This window comes from Streptomyces sp. Q2 (assembly GCF_056820935.1).
The window spans coordinates 76,095-101,074 of the sequence record NZ_JBXEJE010000005.1 but is presented as its reverse complement, the minus strand read 5'-3'; the positions used below and the strand labels follow the sequence as shown (position 1 = coordinate 101,074).

At 71.3% G+C, this 24,980-nt stretch carries 23 protein-coding genes; 14 read left to right on the top strand and 9 right to left on the bottom strand.

All coding sequences use genetic code 11. From position 1 onward, the window contains the following. Positions 1–228 precede the first annotated feature (228 nt). On the bottom strand, positions 229–1,728 hold the full coding sequence (locus tag ACWBNA_RS07500; protein WP_482703423.1) for an MFS transporter: 1,500 nt from the start codon (positions 1,726–1,728) through the stop codon (positions 229–231). A 107-nt stretch (positions 1,729–1,835) separates the two neighbouring features. Between ACWBNA_RS07500 and ACWBNA_RS07495 the strand changes: the two genes are divergently transcribed. Then, positions 1,836–2,816, top strand: a complete 981-nt coding sequence (locus ACWBNA_RS07495) for an Lrp/AsnC family transcriptional regulator (RefSeq protein WP_482703422.1) — start codon at positions 1,836–1,838, stop codon at positions 2,814–2,816. 20 nt (positions 2,817–2,836) lie between these two features. On the opposite strand, the gene ACWBNA_RS07490 is transcribed toward ACWBNA_RS07495, so the two are convergent. After that, entirely contained in the window at positions 2,837–3,700 is an 864-nt protein-coding gene (locus ACWBNA_RS07490) for a LysR substrate-binding domain-containing protein (RefSeq protein WP_482703421.1), read from the bottom strand. Between the two features lie 172 nt (positions 3,701–3,872). Here ACWBNA_RS07490 and ACWBNA_RS07485 point away from each other — a divergent pair, with 172 nt between their 5' ends. Continuing rightward, complete coding sequence (locus ACWBNA_RS07485) at positions 3,873–4,916, top strand: bile acid:sodium symporter family protein (protein WP_482703556.1); 1,044 nt, start codon at positions 3,873–3,875, stop codon at positions 4,914–4,916. On the opposite strand, the gene ACWBNA_RS07480 is transcribed toward ACWBNA_RS07485, so the two are convergent. After that, entirely contained in the window at positions 4,852–6,081 is a 1,230-nt protein-coding gene (locus ACWBNA_RS07480) for a DUF4185 domain-containing protein (protein WP_482703420.1), read from the bottom strand. The two genes, ACWBNA_RS07485 and ACWBNA_RS07480, sit on opposite strands and share 65 nt — an antisense overlap. Positions 6,082–6,162: 81 nt before the next feature. Here ACWBNA_RS07480 and ACWBNA_RS07475 point away from each other — a divergent pair, with 81 nt between their 5' ends. Both ACWBNA_RS07475 and ACWBNA_RS07470 read left to right on the top strand, forming a co-directional pair. Beyond that, positions 6,163–6,339 carry a hypothetical protein gene (locus ACWBNA_RS07475; RefSeq protein ID WP_482703419.1) on the top strand — a complete coding sequence of 59 codons (177 nt, stop codon included), beginning with the start codon at positions 6,163–6,165 and terminating at the stop codon, positions 6,337–6,339. A gap of 19 nt (positions 6,340–6,358) precedes the next feature. Continuing rightward, positions 6,359–6,904: an isochorismatase family protein gene (locus ACWBNA_RS07470; protein WP_482703418.1), complete on the top strand. Its 546-nt coding sequence runs from the start codon at positions 6,359–6,361 to the stop codon at positions 6,902–6,904. 70 nt (positions 6,905–6,974) lie between these two features. On the opposite strand, the gene fdhD is transcribed toward ACWBNA_RS07470, so the two are convergent. From fdhD to ACWBNA_RS07445, 5 genes are read right to left on the bottom strand one after another with little or no spacing between them, the layout of a single operon-like run. Next, a complete protein-coding gene (gene fdhD / locus ACWBNA_RS07465; RefSeq protein ID WP_482703417.1) occupies positions 6,975–7,823 on the bottom strand; it encodes a formate dehydrogenase accessory sulfurtransferase FdhD in 849 nt (282 codons plus the stop codon). 6 nt (positions 7,824–7,829) lie between these two features. Further along, complete coding sequence (locus ACWBNA_RS07460; RefSeq protein WP_482703416.1) at positions 7,830–8,690, bottom strand: 2Fe-2S iron-sulfur cluster-binding protein; 861 nt, start codon at positions 8,688–8,690, stop codon at positions 7,830–7,832. Then, positions 8,687–10,519, bottom strand: coding sequence for an NAD(P)H-dependent oxidoreductase subunit E (locus ACWBNA_RS07455; RefSeq protein ID WP_482703415.1), 1,833 nt, complete (start codon positions 10,517–10,519; stop codon positions 8,687–8,689). The genes ACWBNA_RS07460 and ACWBNA_RS07455 overlap by 4 nt, the downstream gene beginning before the upstream one ends. A 4-nt stretch (positions 10,520–10,523) precedes the next feature. Continuing rightward, positions 10,524–12,449, bottom strand: a complete 1,926-nt coding sequence (locus ACWBNA_RS07450; protein ID WP_482703414.1) for a molybdopterin oxidoreductase family protein — start codon at positions 12,447–12,449, stop codon at positions 10,524–10,526. Beyond that, a complete protein-coding gene (locus ACWBNA_RS07445) occupies positions 12,446–13,417 on the bottom strand; it encodes a 2-dehydropantoate 2-reductase (protein WP_482703413.1) in 972 nt (323 codons plus the stop codon). Before ACWBNA_RS07445 ends, ACWBNA_RS07450 begins: the two co-directional genes overlap by 4 nt. A gap of 223 nt (positions 13,418–13,640) precedes the next feature. Between ACWBNA_RS07445 and ACWBNA_RS07440 the strand changes: the two genes are divergently transcribed. The 4 genes from ACWBNA_RS07440 (at position 13,641) to ACWBNA_RS07425 (ending at position 17,008) form a co-directional block, all read left to right on the top strand. After that, positions 13,641–14,975: an OFA family MFS transporter gene (locus ACWBNA_RS07440; protein ID WP_482703412.1), complete on the top strand. Its 1,335-nt coding sequence runs from the start codon at positions 13,641–13,643 to the stop codon at positions 14,973–14,975. Then, positions 14,944–15,078 carry an MFS transporter small subunit gene (locus tag ACWBNA_RS07435; RefSeq protein ID WP_482703411.1) on the top strand — a complete coding sequence of 45 codons (135 nt, stop codon included), beginning with the start codon at positions 14,944–14,946 and terminating at the stop codon, positions 15,076–15,078. Before ACWBNA_RS07440 ends, ACWBNA_RS07435 begins: the two co-directional genes overlap by 32 nt. Before the next feature lie 147 nt (positions 15,079–15,225). Further along, on the top strand, positions 15,226–16,167 hold the full coding sequence (locus ACWBNA_RS07430; protein ID WP_482703410.1) for a beta-ketoacyl-ACP synthase III: 942 nt from the start codon (positions 15,226–15,228) through the stop codon (positions 16,165–16,167). Between the two features lie 163 nt (positions 16,168–16,330). Then, positions 16,331–17,008 carry a GntR family transcriptional regulator gene (locus ACWBNA_RS07425; protein ID WP_482703409.1) on the top strand — a complete coding sequence of 226 codons (678 nt, stop codon included), beginning with the start codon at positions 16,331–16,333 and terminating at the stop codon, positions 17,006–17,008. Positions 17,009–17,027: 19 nt separating this feature from the next. On the opposite strand, the gene ACWBNA_RS07420 is transcribed toward ACWBNA_RS07425, so the two are convergent. Next, on the bottom strand, positions 17,028–17,156 hold the full coding sequence (locus ACWBNA_RS07420; RefSeq protein ID WP_482703408.1) for a hypothetical protein: 129 nt from the start codon (positions 17,154–17,156) through the stop codon (positions 17,028–17,030). Between the two features lie 237 nt (positions 17,157–17,393). Here ACWBNA_RS07420 and ACWBNA_RS07415 point away from each other — a divergent pair, with 237 nt between their 5' ends. The 6 genes from ACWBNA_RS07415 (at position 17,394) to ACWBNA_RS07390 (ending at position 24,811) form a co-directional block, all read left to right on the top strand. After that, positions 17,394–18,575 carry an ROK family transcriptional regulator gene (locus ACWBNA_RS07415; RefSeq protein ID WP_482703407.1) on the top strand — a complete coding sequence of 394 codons (1,182 nt, stop codon included), beginning with the start codon at positions 17,394–17,396 and terminating at the stop codon, positions 18,573–18,575. A 219-nt stretch (positions 18,576–18,794) separates the two neighbouring features. Continuing rightward, on the top strand, positions 18,795–20,312 hold the full coding sequence (locus ACWBNA_RS07410; RefSeq protein WP_482703406.1) for a sugar ABC transporter ATP-binding protein: 1,518 nt from the start codon (positions 18,795–18,797) through the stop codon (positions 20,310–20,312). Then, entirely contained in the window at positions 20,309–21,328 is a 1,020-nt protein-coding gene (locus ACWBNA_RS07405) for an ABC transporter permease (protein WP_482703405.1), read from the top strand. Before ACWBNA_RS07410 ends, ACWBNA_RS07405 begins: the two co-directional genes overlap by 4 nt. 17 nt (positions 21,329–21,345) lie before the next feature. Next, positions 21,346–22,404 (top strand): substrate-binding domain-containing protein, encoded by a 1,059-nt coding sequence (locus ACWBNA_RS07400; protein WP_482703404.1) that lies wholly within the window; start codon positions 21,346–21,348, stop codon positions 22,402–22,404. Between the two features lie 83 nt (positions 22,405–22,487). Next, positions 22,488–23,792 (top strand): Gfo/Idh/MocA family protein, encoded by a 1,305-nt coding sequence (locus ACWBNA_RS07395; RefSeq protein WP_482703403.1) that lies wholly within the window; start codon positions 22,488–22,490, stop codon positions 23,790–23,792. A gap of 14 nt (positions 23,793–23,806) precedes the next feature. Then, a complete protein-coding gene (locus ACWBNA_RS07390; RefSeq protein WP_482703402.1) occupies positions 23,807–24,811 on the top strand; it encodes a sugar phosphate isomerase/epimerase family protein in 1,005 nt (334 codons plus the stop codon). Positions 24,812–24,980: the final 169 nt, after the last annotated feature.

The following is a 24,980-nucleotide window of genomic DNA, read 5'->3' as shown; positions in this document are numbered from 1 at the left end:
CGCCGTGAAAGCTACCCCACCCCGGGGACGGGCGGGAGGGGGGCGGAAACCGAGCAGTGCTCACGTATGCACTGGTCAGTGGCGGAAAATGCGCTCACATGGGGAAGGGTCGGACAGAAAGCTGACGGTTGAGTAAGTTTCGGTACCGTAATCTCCACCGAATCTGTACGACCTGGTCACGGCCACGGCGGTGACCGGAATGCGGCCGTCGAGCCTCGGCCGGCGGCCTCATCCACGCTGTACGGCCCCCTCCTCTGTCAGCGCCGGCGCCGCCGAATCCGTCACACGTTCCCGCACCGTCCGCGGGCTCCTGACCAGCGCGAGCACCAGCACCCCGGCCACCACGGCCACCAGAGCGGCGACCAGCGCCGCCCGGTCGAGCCCCGCGGCGAAGGCCGCCCGCAGGGTCGGCTCGGAGAACGTCCCCCTGAGCACCTCCGCGCCGCCGCCCGCCAGGTCGTGGGCCGCGTCGTGCGGCAGCGTGTCCTGCATCCGCGAGGTGAGGACCGTGCCGCTGAGGGCGATGCCGACCGCGTAGCCGAGCTGCCGGAACGTGTTGACCGCGCCGCCCGCCATGCCCGACCGCTCCGGCGGCACCGCGGCCAGCGCGGCGCCCGCGAGGCCGGGCGACATCAGCCCCGTACCGGCACCCACCAGGACCAGCCCCGGAATCAGCGCGTCGGCGCCCGAGCCGGCGTCCAGGCCCGCCATGCAGAACTGGCCGGCGCCGATCAGCAGCAGCCCGCCCCCGATGGTGAACCGGGCCGGCACCCCGTGCAGCAGCCGCCCCCCGGCCGCCGCCACCCCGAACGAGGCGAGGGACATCCACAGGAACTGCACGCCACCGCGCACCGCGCTCATGCCGAGCATCGTCTGCAGCCAGATCGAGGTGTACGCCAGCACGCCGAACGCCGCCCCGTTGAAGGCGAGCGCGCCCGCCATGACGCCCGTGAACGCGGGCTTGGTGAACAGCCTCAGATCGAGCAGCGGGTCCGCGCCGCGCCGTTCCACGGTGAGGAAGGCCGCCAGCGCCACGAACGCCGCCGCGAACCAGACGAGTGTGCCGCTCCCGGTCCAGCCGTGCGCCCCGGCCCGCACTGCCCCGTAGGTCACCGCCCCGGCGAAAGCCGCGAAGGTGACCGTGCCCGCCCAGTCGACGCGGCGCCCCTGCCGGCCCCGCGACTCGGGGACCACCCGCAGGGTCAGCCAGACCGCCGCCACGCTGACCGGCAGGTTCACGAGGAAGATCCACCGCCAGCCCGGCCCGTCGGTGAGCAGCCCGCCGACCAGCGGCCCGACCGCGGCCGCCGCCCCGCTGACCGCACCCCACACCCCGAGCGCCGTCGACCGCTGCCGCCCCTGGTAGACGGAGCCCAGCAGCGGCAGCGTCGTGGCGAACATCGCCGCCGCGCCCACCCCCTGCAGCCCGCGCGCGGCGATCAGCATCCCGGGCCCGGTCGCCAGTCCGCACCACAGCGACGCGACCGCGAACAGCACCACCCCCACGACGTGCACCCGCCGCCGCCCCAGCACGTCGGCGGCGGCCCCCACCCCGAGCAGCAGCGCCGCCAGCGCCAGCGCGTACCCGTCCATCACCCACTGCAGATCGCTCAGCGACGCGTCCAGCGCCCGCGCCATGTCCGGCAGCGCCACGATCGCGATCGTCACGTCCAGCAGCAACATGAACGTGCCCAGGCACACCGCCGTCAGCGGCCCCCATGTACGCATCTCCCCAGCTCCCTCTGTCACGTATGTGCTCCGTACAGTGGGGCGCGCATGGCAGATCGCAGCGGTAGCAGGCCGCCCGGCGCCGGAATCCGACAGGGGCGAGCCGCATGGAGATGGAATCCCACACCTTCGACCAGCTCGATCTGCAACTGCTGGACGCGCTGGAGGTCGACGGGCGTGCCTCCTTCAGCCGGCTCGGCGCGGTGCTCGGCGTCTCCGACCAGACCGTCGCGCGCCGCTACCGCAGGCTGTGCGCTCAGGGCGGTCTCAGGGTCGTCGCCGTCCGTGACGCCGAACGCCTCGGGCTGGACCAGTGGACCCTGCGGCTGCGCTGCGTCCCCGACAGCGCCCTCGCCATCGCCGACGCCCTCGCCAAGCGGCCCGACACCAGCTGGATCGGCATCGCCGCGGGCGGCACCGAGGTGATCTTCGGCACCCGGCCGCGCAACGCCGGTGACCGCGACGACCTGATGCTCGGCAAACTCCCGCGCATCCCGCGCGTCATGGAGATCCGCGCCCACCAGATGCTCCACCGCTTCTACGGCGGACCGAGCGGCTGGCTCCGCAAGTTCGCCGCGCTCACCGCGGACCAGCTCACCGCTCTCGGTGCCGAACCGGTCCGCACCGGGCGCCCGGCACGCATCGACCCGCAGGACGAGTCGCTGGTCGCCGCGCTGGAACAGGACGGCCGCGCCACCCTCCCCGAACTCCAGCGCGCCACCGGCCGTTCGGAATCCGCCGTCAGACGCCGCCTCGCCGCCCTGCTCGCCTCCGGCGCGGTCTACATCGACGTGGAGTACCACACCGAGGCCATCGGCTACCCCGTCGCCGCCGTCCTGTGGATCACCACCACCCCGGCCGCCCTGCACTCCGTCGGCGAAGCCCTCGCCACCCACGACGAGATCGCCCACGCCGCCGCGACAGCCGGCCCCTCCAACATCATCGCCACCGCCGTGGTCAGGAGTACGGCGCACCTGTACGCCTACCTCAGCGGCCCGCTCGGACGACTGGAGGGGGTCCAGCACGTGGAGGCCTCGCCGTTCCTGCGGCGGGTGAAGCAGCTCACCTACCAGCAGCCGTCGCGCTGACGCCCGGCCGTCGCGCCGCGTCAGCGCCTGTGCAGCCGGTCCCCGCCCGCCAGGACCGCCGCCGCCAGCGCGTCGGCGGCGCCCTGGGCGGCCGTACGGCGGCGGCCGTGGACCAGGACGAAGTCGACCCGGCCGAGTTCCGGCAGCCCAGACCGGTCGGGGACGCGCACCAGGCCCGGCGGGATCAGCCCCCGGGAGTGGGCCATCACGCCGAGGCCCGCGCGGGCCGCCGCGATCAGCGCGCTGAGGCTGCCGCTGGTGCAGGCGACGCGCCACGCCCGCCCCTGCCGCTCCAGCGCCTCCAGGGCGAGCGCCCGGGTGATCCCCGGCGGCGGATACACGATCAACGGCACCGGCCGGTCCGCGTCCAGACGCAGCCGTTCCGCGCCGATCCACACCAGCTCGTCGTGCCAGACCAGCTGTCCGCGCGGATCCTCGGGACGCCGCTTCGCCAGCACCAGATCCAGCTTCCCGGCCGTCAACTGCTCGTGCAGCGTGCCCGACAGCTCGACCGTCAGCTCCAGGTCGACCTCGGGATGGTCGTGCCGGAAGCCCTCCAGGATCTCCGGCAGCCGGGTCAGTACGAAGTCCTCCGACGCCCCGAACCGCAGCCGGCCGCGCACCCGCGTCCCCGTGAAGAACGCCGTCGCCTGCTCGTGCACCTCCAGGATCCGGCGCGCGAAGCCGAGCATCGCCTCGCCGTCCTCCGTCAGCTCCACGGAGTGGGTGTCCCGGGTGAACAGCTGCCGCCCGGCGGCGCCCTCCAGCCGCCGCACATGCTGGCTGACGGTGGACTGGCGCAGCCCCAGCCGCCGGGCGGCCTGCGTGAAGCTGAGCGTCTGGGCCACCGCGAGGAACGTCCGCAGCTGGGAGGGGTCGTACACGACACCCAGGCTATAGCGGAACGTGATGACAGTGAGTGCGGTATACGGGATTCCCGATCGCCGGGTTCGGGAGCAGGATGGAGCGGGGACCCGTGACCCCCTCGCCGCACCGACAGCAACGACAGCACCGAGTAAGTGGAGCACCGTGAAACGCCTGCGTTGGCCGAGCTGGATGCCGATCGACCCGTACATCCTGCTGCTGCTCGGGACGGTGGGCCTCGCGGCTCTCCTCCCCGCCCGCGGGACGGCGGCCGACGTGGCCTCCGGCGCCTCCACGGCCGCGATCGCTTTCCTCTTCTTCCTCTACGGCGCCCGCCTGTCCACCCGTGAGGCGCTGGACGGACTCAAGCACTGGCGGCTCCACGTCACCGTCCTGGCCTGCACGTTCGTCCTGTTCCCGCTGCTGGGCCTGGCCGCCCGCGGACTCGTCCCGGTCTTCTTGACCCAGCCGCTCTACCAGGGCCTGCTCTTCCTCACGCTCGTCCCCTCGACGATCCAGTCGTCGATCGCCTTCACCTCGATGGCCCGCGGCAACGTGCCCGCCGCGATCTGCGCCGGCTCCTTCTCCTCCCTGGTGGGGATCGTCGTCACGCCCCTGCTGGCGGCCGCCCTGCTCGGCAGCAGCGCCGGCGGGTTCTCGGCCGACTCCCTGGTGGAGATCGTGCTCCAGCTCCTGGTGCCGTTCCTCGCCGGGCAGCTGCTGCGCCGCTGGATCGGCGGCTTCGTCACCCGGCACAAGAAGGTCCTCGGCCTGGTCGACCGCGGCTCGATCCTCCTCGTCGTCTACACGGCGTTCAGCGAGGGCATGGTCCAAGGCGTCTGGCACCAGGTCAGCCCCGTCAGGCTGGCCGGCCTGCTCGGCGTGGAGGTCGTGATCCTCGCCGTGATGCTGGCGCTGACCTGGTACGGCGGCAAGGCGCTCCGCTTCGACCGCGAGGACCGGATCGCGATCCAGTTCGCCGGCTCGAAGAAGTCCCTCGCCTCCGGACTGCCCATGGCGAGCGTGCTGTTCGGCGCGCACGCCTCGCTGGCCGTGCTGCCGCTGATGCTCTTCCACCAGATGCAGCTGATGGTGTGCGCGGTGATCGCCAAGCGCCGCTCACGGGACCCCTACGGCGCCCCCGAGGTACGCGCCGGCGCCGGCGAGGCGGTCACCGCGCCGGCTTCAGCCGCAGGGTCACGAACCGCGGTCGGTACAGGGAAACGTTCCGATTGAGCTGCGCCGCCGCGCCCGTCGCCTCCAGCCAGTTGACGTCGTAGCTCAGCACCAGCCGCCCGTCGCCGCCGAGTTCCGGATGCACCTGCGGGTTGTAGGCGGCGACCTGCCCCTGCGGCAGCGACGGGGTGAAGTCCTTCGCCGGGCCGTACCAGGGGCCGGTGGGCGAGCAGGCCCAGTACGAGGTCACCGTGGTCAGCCCCCGCGCCCCCGCCGCCATCGTGAACAACACGTACGTCCCGCCCTGCCGCACCACCGAGAACGCACTGCCCACCCCGGTGCGCCGCCCGTCCCCCAGCACCGCCCCCGGCCGGCCCCGCGCCGCCCAGGCGGAGCCGTCCCAGTACTCCCAGGCGGCGGGGTCCCCGAGCCCGCCCTCCGGCACCCGCGCCACGTACGCGTGCGAGGTGGGCCGGGACGCGGCCTGACCGTCGTCCCCGCCGAACACGTACGTCCAGCCGCCCTTCTCGACCAGCGTCGTGCCGAACAGCACCCGCCGGGACGGATCCTGGACGGACCGCTGGTCGAGCACCTCGGTCACCGACTCGACCCGCAGGTCGGGCAGGGACAGGGTGGCGACCTCGGTGGCGGTGGGCATCCCGTAGATCCACGGCGCCGGCCCCGCCGTGCGCACCCACAGCAGCACGCGCAGCACCTGTTCGTCGGAGCCGGGGGAGCGCGGCTCGACGCGGGCCGCGACCGGCCAACGCCACTGATTCGGAGCCGGATCGGGGAAGAGCGGCGCGGGCAGCGTGCCCGCGAGCCGCCCGTCGTCCATCACAACGGCCGAGTTGCGCACCAGGGGAGCCGTCCCGTCCCGCCACGCGTACGACTCGCCGACCGGGTTGGGCGGCCTGTGCACCTGGCCGAGATAGGTGTCCGAGAACAGCCACAGCAGCCGTCCGTCCGGCAACCGCACGGAGTGCGTGCCGTCGCCGCCGGTCCAGTCGTCGGCACGGGTCGCGTCGTCACCGTAGCGGGCGAACTCGGCGGTCAGACGGTCGTCCGTCGACCACGAGCCGACGGTGTGCGGTATACAGTCTCCCGGATTCCGTCGTTCGTCGTCTTCCGGCAACGCACTGAGCAGCACCGCCGCGAGAGCCAGGGTCAGCAACAGGCCGACCACGGTTCCCGTCCGCTGTCGTGCTCGTATGTCCTCGGGCACGCTCTGGGACGTTAGCGGCTGTTGCTCACGTGGTCCATGGGCAGCCACAGGACCACGTTCCCCGCAAGTGCGCTCCCGGCCTTGATCTCCTCGCCGAACGGCGCGTTGTGGCTGACCGACCCCGGCACCGTCCTCGGTGCCGATCGCCGTACCGTCGACGAACAGGGTCAGGCGGCCGCCGCCGCGGCGCAGCGCGCGGCTGCCGAACGCGACCAGTTCACCGGCCCGTTGATCCGGATTTCCGGTACGGACGGCTGACGGCGGATAACGTTCCGTCATGAACGCACCCCACACCGTCGAGTCACGGCTCGCGCTCGACCCCGCGCGCACCGCCCTCGTGCTCGTCGACCTGATGGACCGCATCGTCGCGCTGCCCCTGGAGCCCCGCAAGGGCACCGAACTCCTCGCGGTCTCCGAGGAATTGGCCGCCGCCTTCCGCTCGGTCGGCGCGCTCGTCGTCCTCGTCCGGGTCGAGCGCCCCGGTGTCGCCGAGCAGCCGGCCGGCAGCGGGCTGGTGCCGGGCCTGCTCAGGGACGGCGACGTCGAGATCGTGAAGCGGACGATCGGCGGCTTCCAGGGCACCGGCCTGGACGAGCGCCTGCGGGAACACGGCGTCACCACGCTCGTGTTCGGCGGCATCGCCACCAACCTCGGCGTCGAGTCCACCGCCCGCGCCGCCGGCGACCTCGGCTACGACCTGGTCTTCGTCGAGGACGCCATGGCCGCGTTCACCGCCGCCGAGCACGAGGCGTCGCTGCGTCTCGACTTCCCGCGACTGGGAACGGTCGTGACCGCCGCCGAGGTGCGCTTCCGTACGGGTTGAGGCGGGGCCCCTGCGGCGCAGGGGGCGCTCCCCGCCGGTCGGGGCCCCGCCGCCGTGTCGCGGGAGCCGGTCAGCCCTGGGCGGCCGCAGCCTGCAGGGCGATCCGGCCCTCGCCCGCGTACACGTTCATGGAACTGCCCCGCAGGAAGCCCACCAGGGTCAGCCCCGCCTCCGCCGCCAGGTCCACGGCCAGCGACGAGGGCGCCGAAACCGCCGCGAGGACCGGGATGCCCGCCATCACGGCCTTCTGCGCCAGTTCGAAGGAGGCCCGGCCCGACACCAGCAGGATCGTGCGGGACAGCGGCAGGTCCCCGTTCTGCAGGGCACGGCCGACCAGCTTGTCGACCGCGTTGTGCCGGCCCACGTCCTCGCGTATGTCGAGCAGCTCGCCGTCCTCGGTGAACAGGGCCGCCGCGTGCAGGCCCCCGGTCCGGTCGAAGACCCGCTGGGCCGCGCGGAGCCGGTCGGGCAGGCTCGCGAGCAGCTCGGGATCGACGCGGACCAGGGGAGTGTCGGCGATGGGCCAGCGGGCGGTCGTTCGGACGGCGTCGAGGCTCGCCTTGCCGCACAGGCCGCAGGACGAGGTGGTGTACACGTTCCGTTCGAGCGTGATGTCGGGCATCGTCACGTCCGGGGCGGTCCGCACGTCCACCACGTTGTAGGTGTTCGAGCCGTCTGCGGTCGCCCCGGCACAGTAGACGATATTCAGCAGATCGGATGCGGCGGCCAGTACACCCTCGCTCACCAGGAAGCCGGCGGCGAGCGCGAAGTCGTCACCCGGTGTGCGCATGGTGATCGCGAGCGGCTTGCCGTTCAGCCGGATCTCCAGCGGTTCCTCGGCGACGAGCGTGTCCGGGCGGCTGGAGACCACCCCGTCCCGGATCCGGATCACCTTGCGTCGTTCCGTGACTCGTCCCATGTCTGATCAGCCCCGGTTCTGTACGTGCTGGTAGCCGAAACGGCCCTTGATGCAGAGGTTGCCGTGGGTCACCGGGTTGTCGTGCGGCGAGGTGACCTTCACGATCTCATTGTCCTGCACGTGGAGCGTGAGGTTGCAGCCCACTCCGCAGTAGGCGCACACCGTGGTCGTCTCGGTCTGCGCCGACTCGTCCCACGTACCCGCCGCCCGCATGTCGAACTCCGACTTGAAGGACAGGGCGCCCGTGGGGCACACCTCGATGCAGTTGCCGCAGTACACGCACGCCGAGTCGGTCAGGGGCGCGTCGTGCTCGACGGCGATCCGGGCGTCGAAACCGCGGCCGGTGACGGAGATGGCGAAGGTGTTCTGCCACTGGTCGCCGCAGGCGTCCACGCACTTGTAGCAGAGGATGCACTTGTCGTAGTCACGCACATACAGGTCGTTGTCGACCCGGGGTTCCTCGTCGAGCCGGGCCGCTTCCGGGCCGAAACGGTCGGGCTTCGCCTCGTACTCCTTGATCCACTCCGCGACCCTCGGCGTCGTCGACATGTCGACCGAGGAGGCCAGCAGTTCGAGGACGATCCTGCGGCTGTGCCGGGCCCGCTCGGTGTCGGTCCTCACCTCCATGCCGGGCTCGGCCTTGCGGGAGCAGGCGGGGACGAGCGTGCGCGCGCCCTCGACCTCGACGACGCAGAGGCGGCAGGCGTTCTTGGGGGCGAGGGTGTCGCCCTCGCAGAGCGTCGGGATGTCCTTCCCGGCCGCCCGGCAGGCGTCGAGAATGGTCGAGCCCTCGGGAGTCCTGGCCTCCACTCCGTCGATGGTGAACTCCAGCAGGCGGCGGGGGATCCCCAGCGGTGTCACGGTCATTCGTACGCCCCCAGGCGGTCGATGGCGGATTCCACGGCGTTCCACGCGGTCTGCCCCAGACCGCAGATGGAGGCGTCCCGCATGGCGCGGCCGACCTCCCTGAGCAGGGCGATGTCGTCGGCCGCCGCCGCGCCGGTGCGCTCCGCGATCCGGTGCAGCGCCTCCTCCTGTCGTACGGTCCCCACCCGGCACGGCACGCACTGGCCGCACGACTCGTCACGGAAGAACTGGGCGATCCGCACAAGGAGCCGGGGCAGCGGGACCGTGTCGTCGAAGGCCATCACGACGCCCGAGCCGAGGGTGGTGCCCGCCTCGCGGGTGCCTTCGAAGGTGAGCGGGATGTCCCCTTCGTCCGGCCGTACGAAGCCGCCGGCCGCCCCGCCGAGCAGGACCGCCCGCAGCCCCTCGCGCACGCCCGCCAGCTCCAGCAGCTCGCCCAGTGTCGCGCCGAACGGCAGCTCGTAGACCCCGGGTCGCGCCACACTCCCCGACACGCAGAACAGCTTCGGCCCGGTGGAACGTTCCGTCCCGATCGCCGCGTAGGCCGGGGCGCCCATGGTCAGGATCGGCAGCACGTTGACCAGCGTCTCCACGTTGTTCTCGACCGTGGGTTTGCCGAACAGGCCCTTCTCCACGGGGAAGGGGGGCTTCGATCGCGGTTCGCCCCGGTATCCCTCGATGGAGTTGAACAGGGCCGTCTCCTCCCCGCAGATGTAGGCCCCCGCGCCGCGCCGGATCTCGATGTCGAAGGCGTAGCCCTGGCCGAGGACGTCGTCGCCGAGCAGTCCACGGGCCCGCGCCTGGGCGACGGCATATTGCATACGGTGTATCGCCCGCGGATACTCGCCGCGCAGATACAGGTATCCCCGGTGCGCGCCGGTCGCGTACCCGGCGATCGCCATCGCCTCCACCAGCGCGTACGGATCACCCTCCATGATCACGCGGTCCTTGAAGGTGCCCGGCTCGGACTCGTCCGCATTGCACACCAGGTAGTGCGGGTGGTCGGGCTGCGACGCCGTCGCCTGCCACTTGCGGCCGGTGGGGAAGGCGGCGCCGCCACGCCCGACCAGGCCGGAATCGGTGACCTCACGGATGACTCCGGCGGGACCGAGGTCGAAGGCCCGGCGCAGGGCGGCGTATCCGCCGTGGGCGCGGTAGTCGTCCAGGCTCGTGGGATCCACCACGCCCACGCGACGGAGCAACGTCAACGACGGGTCCCCCGCCTGGGGCACCGCCATCGCCGCCGACGGCTCCTTCGGCGCCGAGTCGGGTGCGCTCGCGGCGAGGACCGCCCCCTCCACGGTCGCCGGCGCCGACACCGCCGTACGCACCGGATCCCCGGCCCTGACCGCGAGCGCGGCCGGAGCCCGCTCGCACAGGCCGAGGCACGGGCTGCGCTCGACCGACACACCGCTGCCGAGGCCCAGCCGGGACTCGACACCGGCGCACAGCCCGGACGCCCCGGCGGCCGCGCACGCCAGGTCCGTGCACACGTGCAGCACGGTCGCCGGGCGCGGCTTGACCGAGAACATCGCGTAGAAGGTGGCGACCCCGTACGCCTCGGCCGGGGGCACCGTCAGCCGCCGGCACAGGTAGTCGAGGGCGCCCTCGCTGATCCAGCCGACCCGGTCGTTGATCGCGTGCAGCCCCGGCAGCAACAGGTCCCGGCGGTCCCGGGCCGCGCGCCCGCCACGGGCCCACCTCAGGTCCGCGGCCGTCATCGCATCACGGTCGGCTCCCTCCCACGAGGACTCCGGGGGACCGAGCAGCGCGTCCACCGCCGCCCGCTCCTCGTCCGTCGGTTTGCTGTCACCGAAGTGCAGGTCCACTGCATCACCTCACGTAGGTCACGACCGGAAGCTTCTGGATGCGGATCGCCGACGCCTTGAACTCCGCGGTCCCCGCGATCGGACAGTTCGCCTCGATCGTGAGCTGGTTGGTGTCCACCTCGTCGGGAAAATGCATGGTCATGAAGGCCAGCCCGGGCCGCAGGGCGGTGTCGATCCACACGGGCGCGACGACCGACCCGCGCCGCGAGGAGACCCGCACCTCCTCGCCGACCACGACCCCGTACCGTTCGGCGTCCTCCGGGCACAGCTCGACGAACTCGCCGCGCCGCAGCGGGGACGCGAAACTCCCGCTCTGCACACCGGTGTTGTACGAGTCGAGCCGCCGGCCGGTCGTCAGCCGGATCGGATACTCCTCGTCGGTGAGATCGACCGGCGGGTCGTGCTGGACGAGCCCGAAGGGAGCGGGCGTGCCCCTCCTCGCGGGGTCCTTCTCCCACAACCGGCCGTGCAGGTACGTCGGTTCGAGCCGGCCGGGGTCGGGGCAGGGCCACTGGATGCCCTGGTGTTCTGCCAGGCGGTCGTACGTCATCCCGTAGTGGTCCGGCGAGACCGACCTGAGCTCGTTCCAGACCGACTCGGAGTCGGCGTACTTCCAGTCGTGGCCGAGCCGGGCCGCCAGGTCGCAGATGATGTCGATGTCCTCGCGGGCCTCGCCCGGCGGCGTCACGGCCCGGCGCACACGCTGAACCCGCCGCTCGCTGTTGGTCGTCGTGCCGTCGGTCTCCGCCCAGCCGGCCGTCGCGGGCAGCACCACGTCCGCGAGTTCGGCCGTCTTGGTGAGGAAGATGTCCTGGACCACGAGGAAGTCCAGCTGCCGCATGCGCCGTACGGCCTGCTCGCTGTCCGCCTCCGACTGCGCCGGGTTCTCGCCGATGCAGTAGACGGCTTTGAGGGTGCCCTCCTCCATCGCCTCGAACATCTCGGTCAGGTTCATCCCGTAGTGCGGCTCGATGACGGTGTCCCAGGCCGACTCGAACTTCAGCCGCGCCACGGGGTCGAGGATGTCCTGGAAGCCGGGCAGCCGGTTGGGGATGGCGCCCATGTCCCCGCCGCCCTGTACGTTGTTCTGGCCGCGCAGGGGCTGCAGGCCGGAGCCGTAGCGGCCCACGTGGCCGGTGAGCAGCGAGAGGTTGATCAAGGCGCGCACGTTGTCGGTGCCGTTGTGGTGCTCGGTGATGCCGAGGGTCCAGCACAGCTGGGCGCGTTCGGCGCGGGCGTAGGCGTGAGCCAACTCCCTGATGGCGGCGGCCGGTACGCCCGTCACCTTCTGCGCGAGCGACAGCGTCCACGGTTCCACGAGCTGCCGGTACTCCTCGTAGCCGCTGGTCGCCCGCTCGATGAACGCCTGGTTCGCGAGACCGGCGTGGATGATCTCGCGGCCGATCGCGTGCGCCATCGGGATGTCCGTGCCGACGTTGAGACCGAGCCAGCTCTCCGCCCATTCGGCGGTCGACGTCCGTCGGGGGTCGACCGCATACAGCCGGGCGCCGTTGTGTATCCCCTTCAGCGCGTGCTGGAAGAAGATCGGATGCGCGAAACGGGCGTTGGAGCCCCACATCACGATGACGTCGGTGTGCTCGATCTCCTCGTACGACGATGTCCCGCCGCCCGAGCCGAACGCGGCCGACAGACCGGCGACGCTCGGGGCGTGACACGTCCGGTTGCAGGAGTCGACGTTGTTGGTGCCCATGACGACCCGGGCGAACTTCTGCGCCACGTAGTTCATCTCGTTCGTGGCGCGGGCGCAGGAGAACATGCCGAACGCGCCGCGCGCCGCCGCGAGGCCCCGGGCGGCGCGGTCCAGCGCCTCCTCCCAACTGGCCTGCCTGAACGGTTCGTCGCGCGCGTCCCGGATCAGCGGGTGGGTGAGCCGGGTGTAGGTCTTGGGGGTTCGATCGCGTTTCCTCATGCGGCGCTCCTCGACGCGAGCAGGTCCGAGATGGCGTGCACGGTGCGCAAGGTGGGCACCTGGACGCCGGTGATCTCCGCCAGCTCGACGACGGCCGCGAGCAGCACGTCGAGTTCGAGCGGCTTGCCGCGCTCCAGGTCCTGGAGCGTGGAGGTGCGGTGGTCGCCGACCCGCTCGGCGCCCGCGAGCCGGCGCTCGATGGAGACGCCGACCTCGCAGCCGAGGGCCTCGGCGACGGTGAGCGTCTCGGTCATCATGATCTCGATGACCTTGCGGGTGCCGCCGTGCAGGCACATCTGCCGCATGGTGGCGCGGGCCAGCGCGCTGATCGGGTTGAAGGAGATGTTGCCGAGCAGCTTGAGCCAGATGTCGTTGCGCAGGTCGGGCTCGACCGGGCACTTCAGCCCGCCGGCCTGCATCGCCTCGCTGAACGCCCTGCAGCGGGGCGAGAGGCTGCGGTCGGGCTCGCCGACGGAGAACCGGGTTCCTTCCAGGTGCCGTACGACGCCGGGCCCTTCCAGCTCGGTGGCCGCGTAGACCACGCAGCCGACGGCGCGTTCGGGGGCGAGTACCGCGCTGACCGTGCCGTGCGGGTCCACGCTCTCGACGCGATGGCCGTCGTAGGGGCCGCCGTGCCGGTGGAAGTACCACCAGGGGATGCCGTTCTGGGCGGCCACGACCGCCGTGGAGTCGTGCAGGAGAGGCTCGATCAGCGGCCCGCACGCCGCGTACGAGTTGGCCTTCAGGCCCAGGAAGACGAAGTCGACCGGGCCGACCTCGGCCGGGTCGTCGGTGGCGTGTGCGTGCGCGGTGAAGTCGCCGCGCGGGCTGAGGACTTGCACGCCGTGCTGCCTCATGGCCGCGAGATGCGGTCCACGGGCGACGAGGTGCACGTCGGCGCCCGCGCGGTGGAGCGCGGCGCCGACATAGGCGCCGATCGCTCCGGCGCCGAGTACTGCGACCTTCATGTGAGGGAGCTCCGTTCGGTCGAGGGTACCGAGGAACTGCCGAACTCTGTCGACGAAATATTGTCTACAGTATGGAAGTTGCGTCAGCAAGGGTTCGCGCAGGATGGGACCCGCCCCGGAAACCGGTCGGTAGGACCGTTCGGCGCGTGCGGCGTACCGTTCATCGCATACGGTCGACGCGCCGCCTTCTCAACTCCCCTGATCTTTCCTAACGTTCGGGATCATGAGTCCCCCAGTCGCACCCCCAGGGTGGAGCCGCTGGCTGGTTCCGCCTGCCGCTCTCTCGGTCCATCTCTCCATCGGCCAGGCCTACGCCTGGAGCGTCTTCAAGCCGCCGCTCGAATCCGCGCTCGGCCTCAGCGGCACCCAGAGCGCGCTCCCCTTCCAACTGGGCATCGTCATGCTCGGTCTGTCGGCCGCGTTCGGCGGCACGCTCGTGGAGCGCAAGGGGCCGCGCTGGGCGATGACCGTGGCCCTGATCTGCTTCTCGTCCGGCTTCCTGCTGTCCGCGCTCGGCGCGGCCACCGAGCAGTACTGGCTGATCGTCTTCGGCTACGGCTTCGTCGGCGGGATCGGTCTCGGCATCGGCTACATCTCGCCCGTCTCCACCCTGATCAAGTGGTTCCCGGACCGGCCCGGCATGGCAACCGGCATCGCCATCATGGGCTTCGGCGGCGGCGCGCTGATCGCCTCGCCCTGGTCGGCGCAGATGCTGGAGTCGTTCGGCAGCGACAGCTCGGGGATCGCACTCGCGTTTCTCGTACACGGACTTTCGTATGCGGTCTTCATGACGCTGGGTGTGCTGCTCGTGCGGGTGCCGCGCGGCGAGAAGCCCACGGCCGACGGGCCGAGCGCCCTGACCGGACCGCAGGTCTCCGCCCGCGGCGCCGTGCGCACACCGCAGTTCTGGTGCCTGTGGGTCGTGCTCTGCATGAACGTGACCGCCGGCATCGGCATCCTGGAGAAGGCCGCCCCGATGATCACGGACTTCTTCGCGGACACCTCCACCCCGGTGTCCGTGTCGGCCGCCGCCGGCTTCGTCGCCCTGCTGTCCGCCGCCAACATGGCGGGCCGCATCGGCTGGTCGTCGACCTCCGACCTGATCGGCCGCAAGAACATCTACCGCCTCTACCTCGGCGTGGGCGCGGCGATGTACGCGCTGATCGCCCTGTTCGGCGACTCGTCGAAACCCCTGTTCATCCTGTGCGCGCTGGTGATCCTGTCCTTCTACGGCGGCGGGTTCGCGACCATCCCCGCCTACCTGAAGGACCTCTTCGGCACCTACCAGGTCGGCGCGATCCACGGGCGGCTGCTCACGGCCTGGTCCACGGCGGGCGTCCTCGGGCCGCTGATCGTGAACTGGATAGCCGACCGGCAGGAGGAGGCCGGCAGGCACGGGGCGTCGCTGTATGGTCTGTCGTTCGTCATCATGATCGGGCTGCTCGTCGTCGGCTTCGTCGCCAACGAACTCGTGCGGCCCGTCCATGTCCGTCACCACATCCCCGCCCCGAGGGAGGAGGCAGTCGATGTCCACCGACAGCAGCCAGAGTCCGCCTGACCGACGAGGGCTGATCGTCTTCGCCTGGGTGTGGGTGGGAGCGCCGCTCGCCTACGGGCTGTACGAACTCGTACAAAAGGCCACACAATTGTTCACCGGCTGACCCCGCGGTAAGTGTCGGGCATCCGATGGTCTGACGGAAGCCGACAAGCAGGGCCCGGGTTTCCTGTGGCTTCACCTGCCGCCGTACCCGCGAGTCACTGATCAGACTGGTGAATCCCGCTACCTGAACAACGAGGGGGATTCGCCCATGAACGGCTCGCGCATCGCTGCCGTCGGCCATTACCAGCCCGCCAGGGTACTCACCAACGAGGAGCTGGCGGGCATGGTCGACACCAGCGACGAGTGGATCAGGTCCCGGGTGGGCATCCGCACCCGTCGTATCGCCGGGCCCGACGAGCCGGTCGACGAGCTGGCCGCGCACGCCGCCGCCAAGGCGCTCGCGGCGGCCGGCCTGACCCCCGCGGACATCGACCTGGTGCTGGTGGCCACATCGACCGCGGTCGACCGTTCGCCGAACATGGCCGCCCGGGTCGCCGCCCGGCTCGGCATCCCCTCACCCGCCGCGATGGACCTCAACGTCGTGTGCGCCGGGTTCACCCACGCCCTGGCCACCGCCGACCACACCCTGCGGGCGGGCGCCGCGACCCGCGCCCTGGTCATCGGCGCCGACAAGATGTCCGAGGTGGCCGACTGGACCGACCGCACGACCTGCGTGCTCGTCGGCGACGGCGCGGGCGCCGCGGTGGTCGAGGCGGCGCAGACGGAACCCGGTATCGGGCCGGTGCTGTGGGGGTCGGTGCCCGAGATGGGGAACGCGGTACGGATCGAGGGACAGCCCGCGCGGTTCGCGCAGGAGGGACAGAGCGTCTACCGCTGGGCGACCACGCAGCTGCCGCCCCTCGCCCGCCGGGCCTGCGAACGTGCGGGCCTCACCCCCGCGGACCTCGCGGCGGTCGTGCTGCACCAGGCGAACCTGCGGATCATCGAACCCCTCGCGGAGAAGCTGGGCGCCGTCAACGCGGTGATCGCACGCGATGTCACCGAATCCGGTAACACGTCCGCGGCGAGCATCCCGCTCGCGTTCTCCAAGCTGGTGGAGCAGGGCGCGATCTCCACGGGGGATCCGGTGCTGCTCTTCGGCTTCGGCGGGAACCTGTCGTACGCCGGACAGGTCGTCCGCTGTCCCTGAGTGCTCCGACGCGCCGGTACAACGGGATGTGACGAGGAATACCGCCCGCTCCTCTGGCAACTGTGCACCGTAGACTGTAGACGAAAGACAATCGATAGTGGGTCTACGGGTGACACCGGCTTTTACGGCGGCTGTGCACGGCCCGCCGAGGAGGGGGACCGCGATGTTGTCGACAGGACTGCCGCAGGGAGCAGTGCCCAAACTCGAAAGGCCCGGCCCGCTGCGGGACCGCGTCTACGAGGCGCTGCTCGAACTCATCACCACCCGCGCCCTGCAGCCCGGCCAGCACCTCGTGGAGAGCGAACTCGCCGGCCATCTCGGGGTCTCCCGGCAGCCGGTGCGCGAGGCGTTGCAGCGGCTGAACACCGAGGGCTGGGTCGATCTGCGCCCCGCCCAGGGCGCGTTCGTGCACGAGCCCACAGAGGAGGAGGCCGACCAACTCCTCACCGTGCGCACCCTGTTGGAGGCCGAAGCCGCCCGACTGGCCGCCGCGAACGCGGACAAGGCCGGCATTCAGGCGCTGGAGGAGATCGTGGCGCAGGGCAGGCTGGCGGTAGCCTCCGACGACGTGGACGCCGCCGTCGCGCTGAACGCCCGCTTCCACGGGAAGATCATGGAACTCGCGGGCAACGCGGTCCTCGCCGAGCTCGCCGCGCAGGTCGACCGGCGGGTGCGCTGGTACTACACGCCGGTGGCCCGGCAGCGCGGAAACCAGTCCTGGATCGAACACCGGGACCTCATCGCCGCGATCTCCGACCGCGACGAGCAGCGCGCCACGGAGCTCATGCGGGAACACACCGAGCACACGCGCCGCTCGTACCACGCCCGTCAACAGCCCTGACCCTCACGGGACTTCCTGCTCAGAAGGCGTCCGCGTGCGCCCTCGCCCACACGGCGAAGGCGCGCGGCGCCCGCCCGGTGACCTTCGACGAGGGATGCCCCTCCACTGTGTCCCGCACGGTCTCCGGCCGGTTCGGATCACCGGCCACGGGCCCCGCCCCCCTCTCTGCTCCGCTCCTGAGCATGCCCGGGCCCGGGCCCGGTGCCCATCCTGCGTGCAAGGCCGTGAAGGCACCAGAGCGCGGCCTCGTCTTTGTCCTGTGAGGGGAAAAAGTCTGCGGCAATCCGTGCACGACTTCTTCCCACCTTCGGCAGCCGCTGCTACGTTCCCCTCGAAAGCCCGGCAACAGGTGGCCGATTGAGGCGGGGAGGGGCTCGTGAGACGCATGACGGCACGACCCGCGAACGCGCACCAGGCCCGCCTGCTCAAGCTGCTGCGGGACGGCGGCCCCAACTCCCGTGCACAGCTGGGAGACCACATCGATCTGTCACGGTCCAAGCTGGCCGTGGAGGTCGACCGGCTCTTGGAGACCGGCCTGGTCGTGGCCGACGGACTCGCCGCCTCGCGCGGCGGCCGCCGCTCCCACAACGTCAGGCTCGCCCCGGGTCTCAGGTTCCTCGGCGTCGACATCGGCGCGACCTCGGTCGACGTCGCCGTCACCAACGCCGAACTGGAGATCCTCGGCCACCTCAACCAGCCCATGGACGTACGGGAGGGCCCGGTCGCGGTCTTCGAACAAGTCCTGTCCATGGCGGCGAAGTTGAGGGACTCGGGACTCGCGGAAGGGTACGACGGCGCCGGCATCGGCGTCCCGGGTCCCGTCCGCTTCCCCGAGGGTGTGCCGGTGGCTCCGCCGATCATGCCGGGCTGGGACGGCTTCCCCGTGCGGGAGGCGCTCAGCCAGGAACTCGGCTGCCCGGTCATGGTCGACAACGACGTGAACCTGATGGCGATGGGGGAGATGCACGCGGGCGTCGCACGCTCCGTGGGTGACTTCCTCTGCGTCAAGATCGGCACCGGCATCGGCTGCGGCATCGTCGCGGCCGGTGACGTCCACCGCGGGGTGACGGGCAGCGCGGGCGACATCGGGCACATCCAGGCCGTGCCCGACGGACGACCATGCGCCTGCGGCAACCGGGGCTGCCTGGAAGCCCACTTCAGCGGGGCGGCCCTCGCCAGGGACGCCACGGAAGCCGCCCAGCAGGGCCTGTCGGTGGAACTCGCGACCCGCCTGGAGGCGAACGGCGCGCTCACCGCCGTCGACGTCGCCGCCGCGGCCGCCGCCGGCGACGCCACCGCCCTCGACCTGATCCGCGAGGGCGGCGACCGGGTCGGCCAGGTCATCGCCGGCCTGGTCAGCTTCTTCAACCCCGGCCTGGTGGTGATCGGCGGCGGGGTGACCGGCCTCGGCCACACCCTGCTCGCCGCGATCCGCACCCAGGTCTACCGCCAGTCGCTGCCACTCGCGACCGGCAACCTGCCCATCGTCCTAGGGGAGTTGGGCCCCACCGCCGGAGTGATCGGCGCGGCCCGCCTCATCAGCGACCACCTGTTCTCACCCGCATAGACCCACCGACTTCGCACCGCACCAGAACAGCACACTCCACACGCTCACCCGCCGACCTCATACGCCTGCCGGCAGACTCCATGCACCCGTCGGCAGACCCCATACGTTCGCCAGCCGACCGCATCCGGCACATCGCCGACCGCATACAGCTCACCGGCACCACGCCCAGCTTCGCCCTGCCCTGAATCCGGCCCGCACGCCTGCCAGGGGGACCCGCACATGGCACCACAACCCACGCTGCTCAGCATGTCCGGCATCACCAAGTCGTTCCCCGGCGTCCGGGCCCTCGACGGCGTCGACCTCGACGTCCAGGCCGGAGAGGTGCACTGCCTGCTCGGCCAGAACGGTGCCGGCAAGTCGACCCTCATCAAGGTCCTGGCCGGCGCGCACCAGCCCGACACCGGCACCATCCGCTGGCGCGGCGACGCCGTCACGCTGCGCTCGCCGATCGCCGCGATGCGGCTCGGCATCGCCACCATCTACCAGGAACTCGACCTGGTGGAACACCTGTCGGTGGCCGAGAACGTCCACCTGGGCCATGAACCCACGGCAGCCGGTTTCGTCGTACGCGCCAAGGCGGCTCGAGCGTCAACGGCCGCGCTGCTCAAGCGACTCGGGCATCCGGAGATCGACACCGGCCGCCTGGTGGGGGAGTTGTCGGCCGCCCAGCAGCAGATCGTGTCGATGGCCCGGGCGCTCTCGCACGACGTACGGCTCATCGTGATGGATGAACCGTCCGCCGCCCTCGATCCGGACGAGGTCGACAACCTCTTCCGCATCGTCGGCGACCTCACCGCGGACGGAGTCGCGGTCGTCTACATCTCGCACCGGCTGGAGGAGATCCGCCGCATCGGCGACCGGGTGACCGTCCTGAAGGACGGGCGGGCCGTCGCGGTGGGACTGCCCGCGAAGACGACGCCGACCCGCGAGGTCGTCGCGCTGATGACCGGACGCAACGTGGAGTACGTGTTCCCCGAGCGGCCGGACCGGGCGCCCGGCGGCACCCCGGTCCTGGAGGTCGAAGGGCTGGCCCGGGACGGTGAGTTCGAGCCCCTCGACCTGAGCATCCGTCCCGGTGAGATCGTCGGCCTCGCCGGACTCGTCGGCTCGGGCCGCTCCGAGATCCTGGAGACGATCTACGGAGCCCGCAAACCCACCGTCGGCCATGTCAGCGTCGACGGGCGCCCGCTGCGACCCGGCAGCGTCCGCGCCGCCGTCCGCGCCGGCCTCGGACTCGCCCCCGAGGAGCGCAAGGCGCAGGCCCTGCTGATGCTGGAGTCGGTCACCCGCAACGTCTCCGTCTCCTCCATGTCGCGCTTCGCCCGCGCGGGCTGGATCGACCGGGGCGCCGAACAGCGGGCCGCGCGGGCCGCGACGCGCGAGCTGTCGCTGCGGCCGGACAACCCGAACGTGCCGGTGCGCACCCTGTCCGGCGGCAACCAGCAAAAAGCCGTCCTGGCCCGCTGGCTGCTGCGCGGCTGCCGGGTGCTGCTGCTCGACGAACCGACGCGCGGGGTCGACGTCGGCGCCCGCGCCGAACTGTATGCAGTCGTCCGTCGACTGGCTGACGAAGGCCTCGCCGTCCTGCTGGTCTCCAGCGAGGTCCCCGAGGTGCTCGGCCTCGCCGACCGTGTCCTGGTGCTGCGCGAGGGCCGCGTCGTCCACACGGCGCCCGCCCGCGACCTCGACGAACACCGCGTCCTCGACCTCGTCATGGAAGGAAGTCCCGCGTCATGACGCAGCCCGTCTCCCCGCCCAGGGACAGCGCCGACAAGGTGCCGTCGACGAACCAGGCCCCGGCCTGGCGGTCCCTCGCGTTCCGCGCAGACGTGCGCACCCTCTCGCTCCTCGGTGTGCTCGCCGCGCTGATCGTCATCGGCGGCATCACCAAACCGGAGGAGTTCCTCGATACCCGCAACCTCCAACTCGTCCTCACCCAGGCGTCGGTGATCGGCGTCGTCACCGTCGGGATGACCTTCGTCATCACCTCGGGCGGCATCGACCTGTCCGTCGGCGCGATCGTCGCCCTCGCCTCGGTGTGGGCCACCACGGTCGCCACGCAGGAGTACGGTTTCGCGGGCATCCTCTTCACCGCGGTGATCGTCGGCGTCGGGTGCGGTCTGGTCAACGGACTGCTCATCGCCTACGGCGCGATGGTCCCCTTCATCGCGACGCTCGCCATGCTGGCGTCCGCCCGTGGCCTCGCACTCCAGATCACCGACGGGCGCACGCAGATCGTCACCGTCGACGGCGTCCTCGACCTCGGCGAGCGCGACGCCTACGTGCTCGGGGTCCCGCCACTGGTCATGGTGTTCGCGTTCGTGACGATCATCGGATGGCTTGTGCTGAACCGGACCACCTTCGGGCGCCGCACCGTCGCCGTCGGCGGCAACGCGGAGGCCGCCCGGCTCGCCGGCATCGACGTCCGCCGCCAGCGGCTGTACCTGTACCTGCTGTCCGGACTGTGCTGCGGCATCGCCGCCTTCCTGCTGATCATCCTGTCCGGCTCCGGCCAGAACACCAACGGCAACCTCTACGAACTCGACGCCATCGCGGCCGCGATCATCGGCGGCACCCTGCTCAGCGGGGGCCGCGGCACCATCACCGGGTCCGTGCTCGGCGTCCTGATCTTCACCACGATCACCAACATCTTCGCCCTGAACAACCTGCAGAGCGACGTCCAGCAGATCGCCAAGGGCGCGATCATCGTCGCCGCCGTGCTGGTCCAGCGCCGTACCGCGAGCACGACCTGAGGAAAGGGTTCACCGCCATGCCAGAGCCGACGACCTACCAGCGCTTCACCAGCCGCAGAGGACTGCTCTTCGGGACCGCCGCCGTCTCCGCCGGCGCCCTCCTCACAGGTTGCACCAGCAACGACTCCAGTGACGACGAGCCGGCCGCGAACGACCGGCCGGCCGCCGAGGACAAGCCCGGCAAGCAGGTCACCATCGGCTTCGCCGGCCCGCAGGCCGACCACGGCTGGCTCAACGCCATCAACGACAACGCCAAGAACCGGGCGAAGAAGTACTCCGACGTCACCCTGGAGATCACCGAGGGCTCGAACGACACCGCCCAGCAGATCGGGCAGATCGAGACCCTCATCAACAAGAAGGTCGACGTCCTGGTCGTGCTGCCCGCCGACGGCAAGGCACTCACCCAGGTTGGTCTCAAGGCGATGCGGGCCGGCATCCCGGTCGTCAACCTCGACCGGATCTTCAACACCCCGCAGGCGTACCGCTGCTGGATCGGCGGCGACAACTACGGCATGGGCCTGAGCGCCGGGCACTACATCGGCGAGAAACTCAAGGGGAAGTCCGGCGCGAGGGTCATCGAACTGGCCGGCCTGGACAACCTGGAGCTGACCAAGCAGCGCACCCAGGGCTTCGACGACGCGCTCAAGAACTACCCCAACGTGAGGAAGGTGGCCCGCCAGGCCGCCGACTTCACGGTCGAGTCCGGGCAGGCCAAGATGGCCCAACTCCTGCAGGCCCAGTCGAAGTTCGACGCGGTGTGGAACCACGACGACGACCAGGGAGTGGGCGCGCTGCGCGCCATCGAGCAGGCCGGGCGCGACGACTTCCTGATGGTCGGCGGCGCGGGTGCCCTGTCCGCCTTCCAGGCCATCAAGCAGGACAACGGCGTCCTGAAGGCGACCGTCCTCTACCCGCCGACCATGGCCGCCTCCGCGATCGACCTCGCCCGTGCCCTGGGACAGGCCAAGGGAGTGAGCGGCCTCGCCGAGTACGAGATCCCGGCGTCGATCACCCTCTACTCGGCCGTCGTCGACAAGGACAACGTCGACCAGTACATGTCCACCGGCTTCAAGTGAGGCGTCCCGCCGAAGGCGCCCGGTTCCTCGACGGTCCGGGCTGCACCCCCCACCGCGCCACCACGACGAGGAGGACACCGCGTATGGCACAGCCGCAGCAGTCACCAGGAGCGGAGGCGAACGGATCGCACCAGGCCGCAGTCGGGAGCTCGGCGCCGGCCGGGGCGCAACTCCTGACCGGGGCCGGGGCGGAGCGCCTGGAGGGGGCCGGGGCCGGGAAGCCGTCGCTGCGCGTCGGCATGGTCGGTTACGCCTTCATGGGCGCCGCCCACTCCCAGGGCTGGCGGACCGCGGGCCGCGTCTTCGACCTGCCCCGCACCCCCGTCCTGGCCGCGCTCTGCGGACGGGACGCGGCGGCCGTCCGCGCGGCGGCCGACCGGCACGGCTGGGCGTCGGCGGAGACCGACTGGCGTGCCCTGATCGCGCGGGACGACATCGACCTCGTCGACATCTGCACCCCCGGCGACAGCCACGCCGAGATCGCCCTCGCCGCCCTGGCCGCAGGCAAACACGTGCTGTGCGAAAAACCCCTCGCGAACACCGTCGAGGAAGCCGAGGCGATGACCCGGGCGGCCGAAACAGCCTACGCGCAGGGCAGGTTGGCGATGGTCGGCTTCAACTACCGCCGACTGCCCGCCACCGCGCTGGCCCGCTCGATGGTCGCCGACGGCCGTCTCGGCGCCCTGCGGCACGTGCGGGTGACGTACCTGCAGGACTGGCTGGTGGACCCCCAGTTCCCGCTCACCTGGCGGCTGCGAAGGGAGCTGGCGGGCTCGGGCTCGCTCGGCGACCTGGGCGCGCACATCGTCGACCTCGCCCAGCATCTGGCGGGGGAGCACCTGGCCGGAGTCTCCGCGCTCATCGAGACGTTCGTACGAGAACGTCCGCTGCCCGGCGGCCCCAGCAGCGGCCTCTCCGCGGTCTCCGCCACCGGCACCGGTCCGGTCACCGTGGACGACGCCGCCCTGTTCACCGGCCGCTTCGCCTCCGGCGCCCTCGCCTCCTTCGAGGCCACCCGGTACGCCACCGGCCGGAAGAACGCCCTGCGCATCGAACTCAACGGCGAACTCGGCTCCCTGGCCTTCGACTTGGAGCGCCTCAACGAACTCGCGTACCACGACGGCAGGGAGCCCGCCGCGCACGCGGGCTTCCGCCGCATCCTCGTCACCGAACCCGACCACCCCTACCTGGACGCCTGGTGGCCACCGGGCCACGGTCTCGGCTACGAGCACACCTTCGTCCACCAGGCTCGCGACCTGGTCCACGCGATCGCCGAGGGCCGCCGGCCCGAACCCTCCTTCGCCGACGGGCTCCAGGTGCAGCGCGTCCTCTCGGCGGTGGAGGAGAGCGCCGAGAAGAACTCCGTCTACACGCCCATAGCGGCCTGAGGAGGCCCCGCGACATGCCGCGCACCTTCACGCTCTTCACCGGCCAGTGGGCCGACCTGCCGCTCGAAGAGGTCTGCCGCCTCGCCCGCGACTTCGGCTACGACGGCCTCGAACTGGCCTGCTGGGGCGACCACTTCGAGGTCGACAAGGCGCTGGCCGACCCGTCGTACATCGATTCGCGCCACCAGCTCCTCGACAAGTACGGCCTCAAGTGCTGGGCCATCTCCAACCACCTGGTCGGCCAGGCGGTCTGCGACGCCATCATCGACGAGAGGCACCAGGCCATCCTGCCCGCCCGCATCTGGGGCGACGGTGACGCGGAAGGCGTACGGCGGCGGGCCGCGGCCGAGATCGCCGACACCGCCCGGGCCGCGGCCGCCTTCGGAGTCGACACCGTCGTCGGTTTCACCGGCTCCGCGATCTGGCACCTGGTGGCCATGTTCCCGCCCGCCCCGGCGTCGATGATCGAGCGCGGCTACGAGGACTTCGCCCAGCGGTGGAATCCGATCCTCGACGTCTTCGACGCGCAAGGCGTGCGGTTCGCGCACGAGGTCCACCCCAGCGAGATCGCATACGACTACTGGACGACTGTATGCGCGCTGGACGCGGTCGACCGGCGACCGGCTTTCGGCCTCAATTTCGACCCGAGCCACTTCGTGTGGCAGGACCTCGACCCGGTCGGCTTCCTCTGGGACTTCCGCGACCGCATCTACCACGTCGACTGCAAGGAGGCCCGCAAGCGGCTCGACGGCCGCAACGGCCGCCTCGGCTCCCACCTGCCCTGGGGCGACCCGCGCCGCGGCTGGGACTTCGTCTCCGCGGGCCACGGAGACGTCCCCTGGGAGGACGTCTTCCGGATGCTGCGCTCCATCGACTACCGGGGCCCCATCTCCGTGGAGTGGGAGGACGCCGGCATGGACCGGCTCCAGGGCGCCCCCGAGGCCCTGGCCCGCCTCAAGGCGTACGACTTCGAGCCGCCGTCGGCCTCCTTCGACGCGGCGTTCGGCGGCAACGAGTAGACCGACGGCGTTGCCTTCCATGGCGTCCGTGACGTCCATGACGTCCGTGACGTCCGTGACGTCCATGACTTCCGGGATGACGGCGCATCCCGGCGCACCGCACCCGCATGTACAACCGGCCCCATTCTGGAGGCACCCGTGCACGGGAACGACAGCACCACCAGCACCG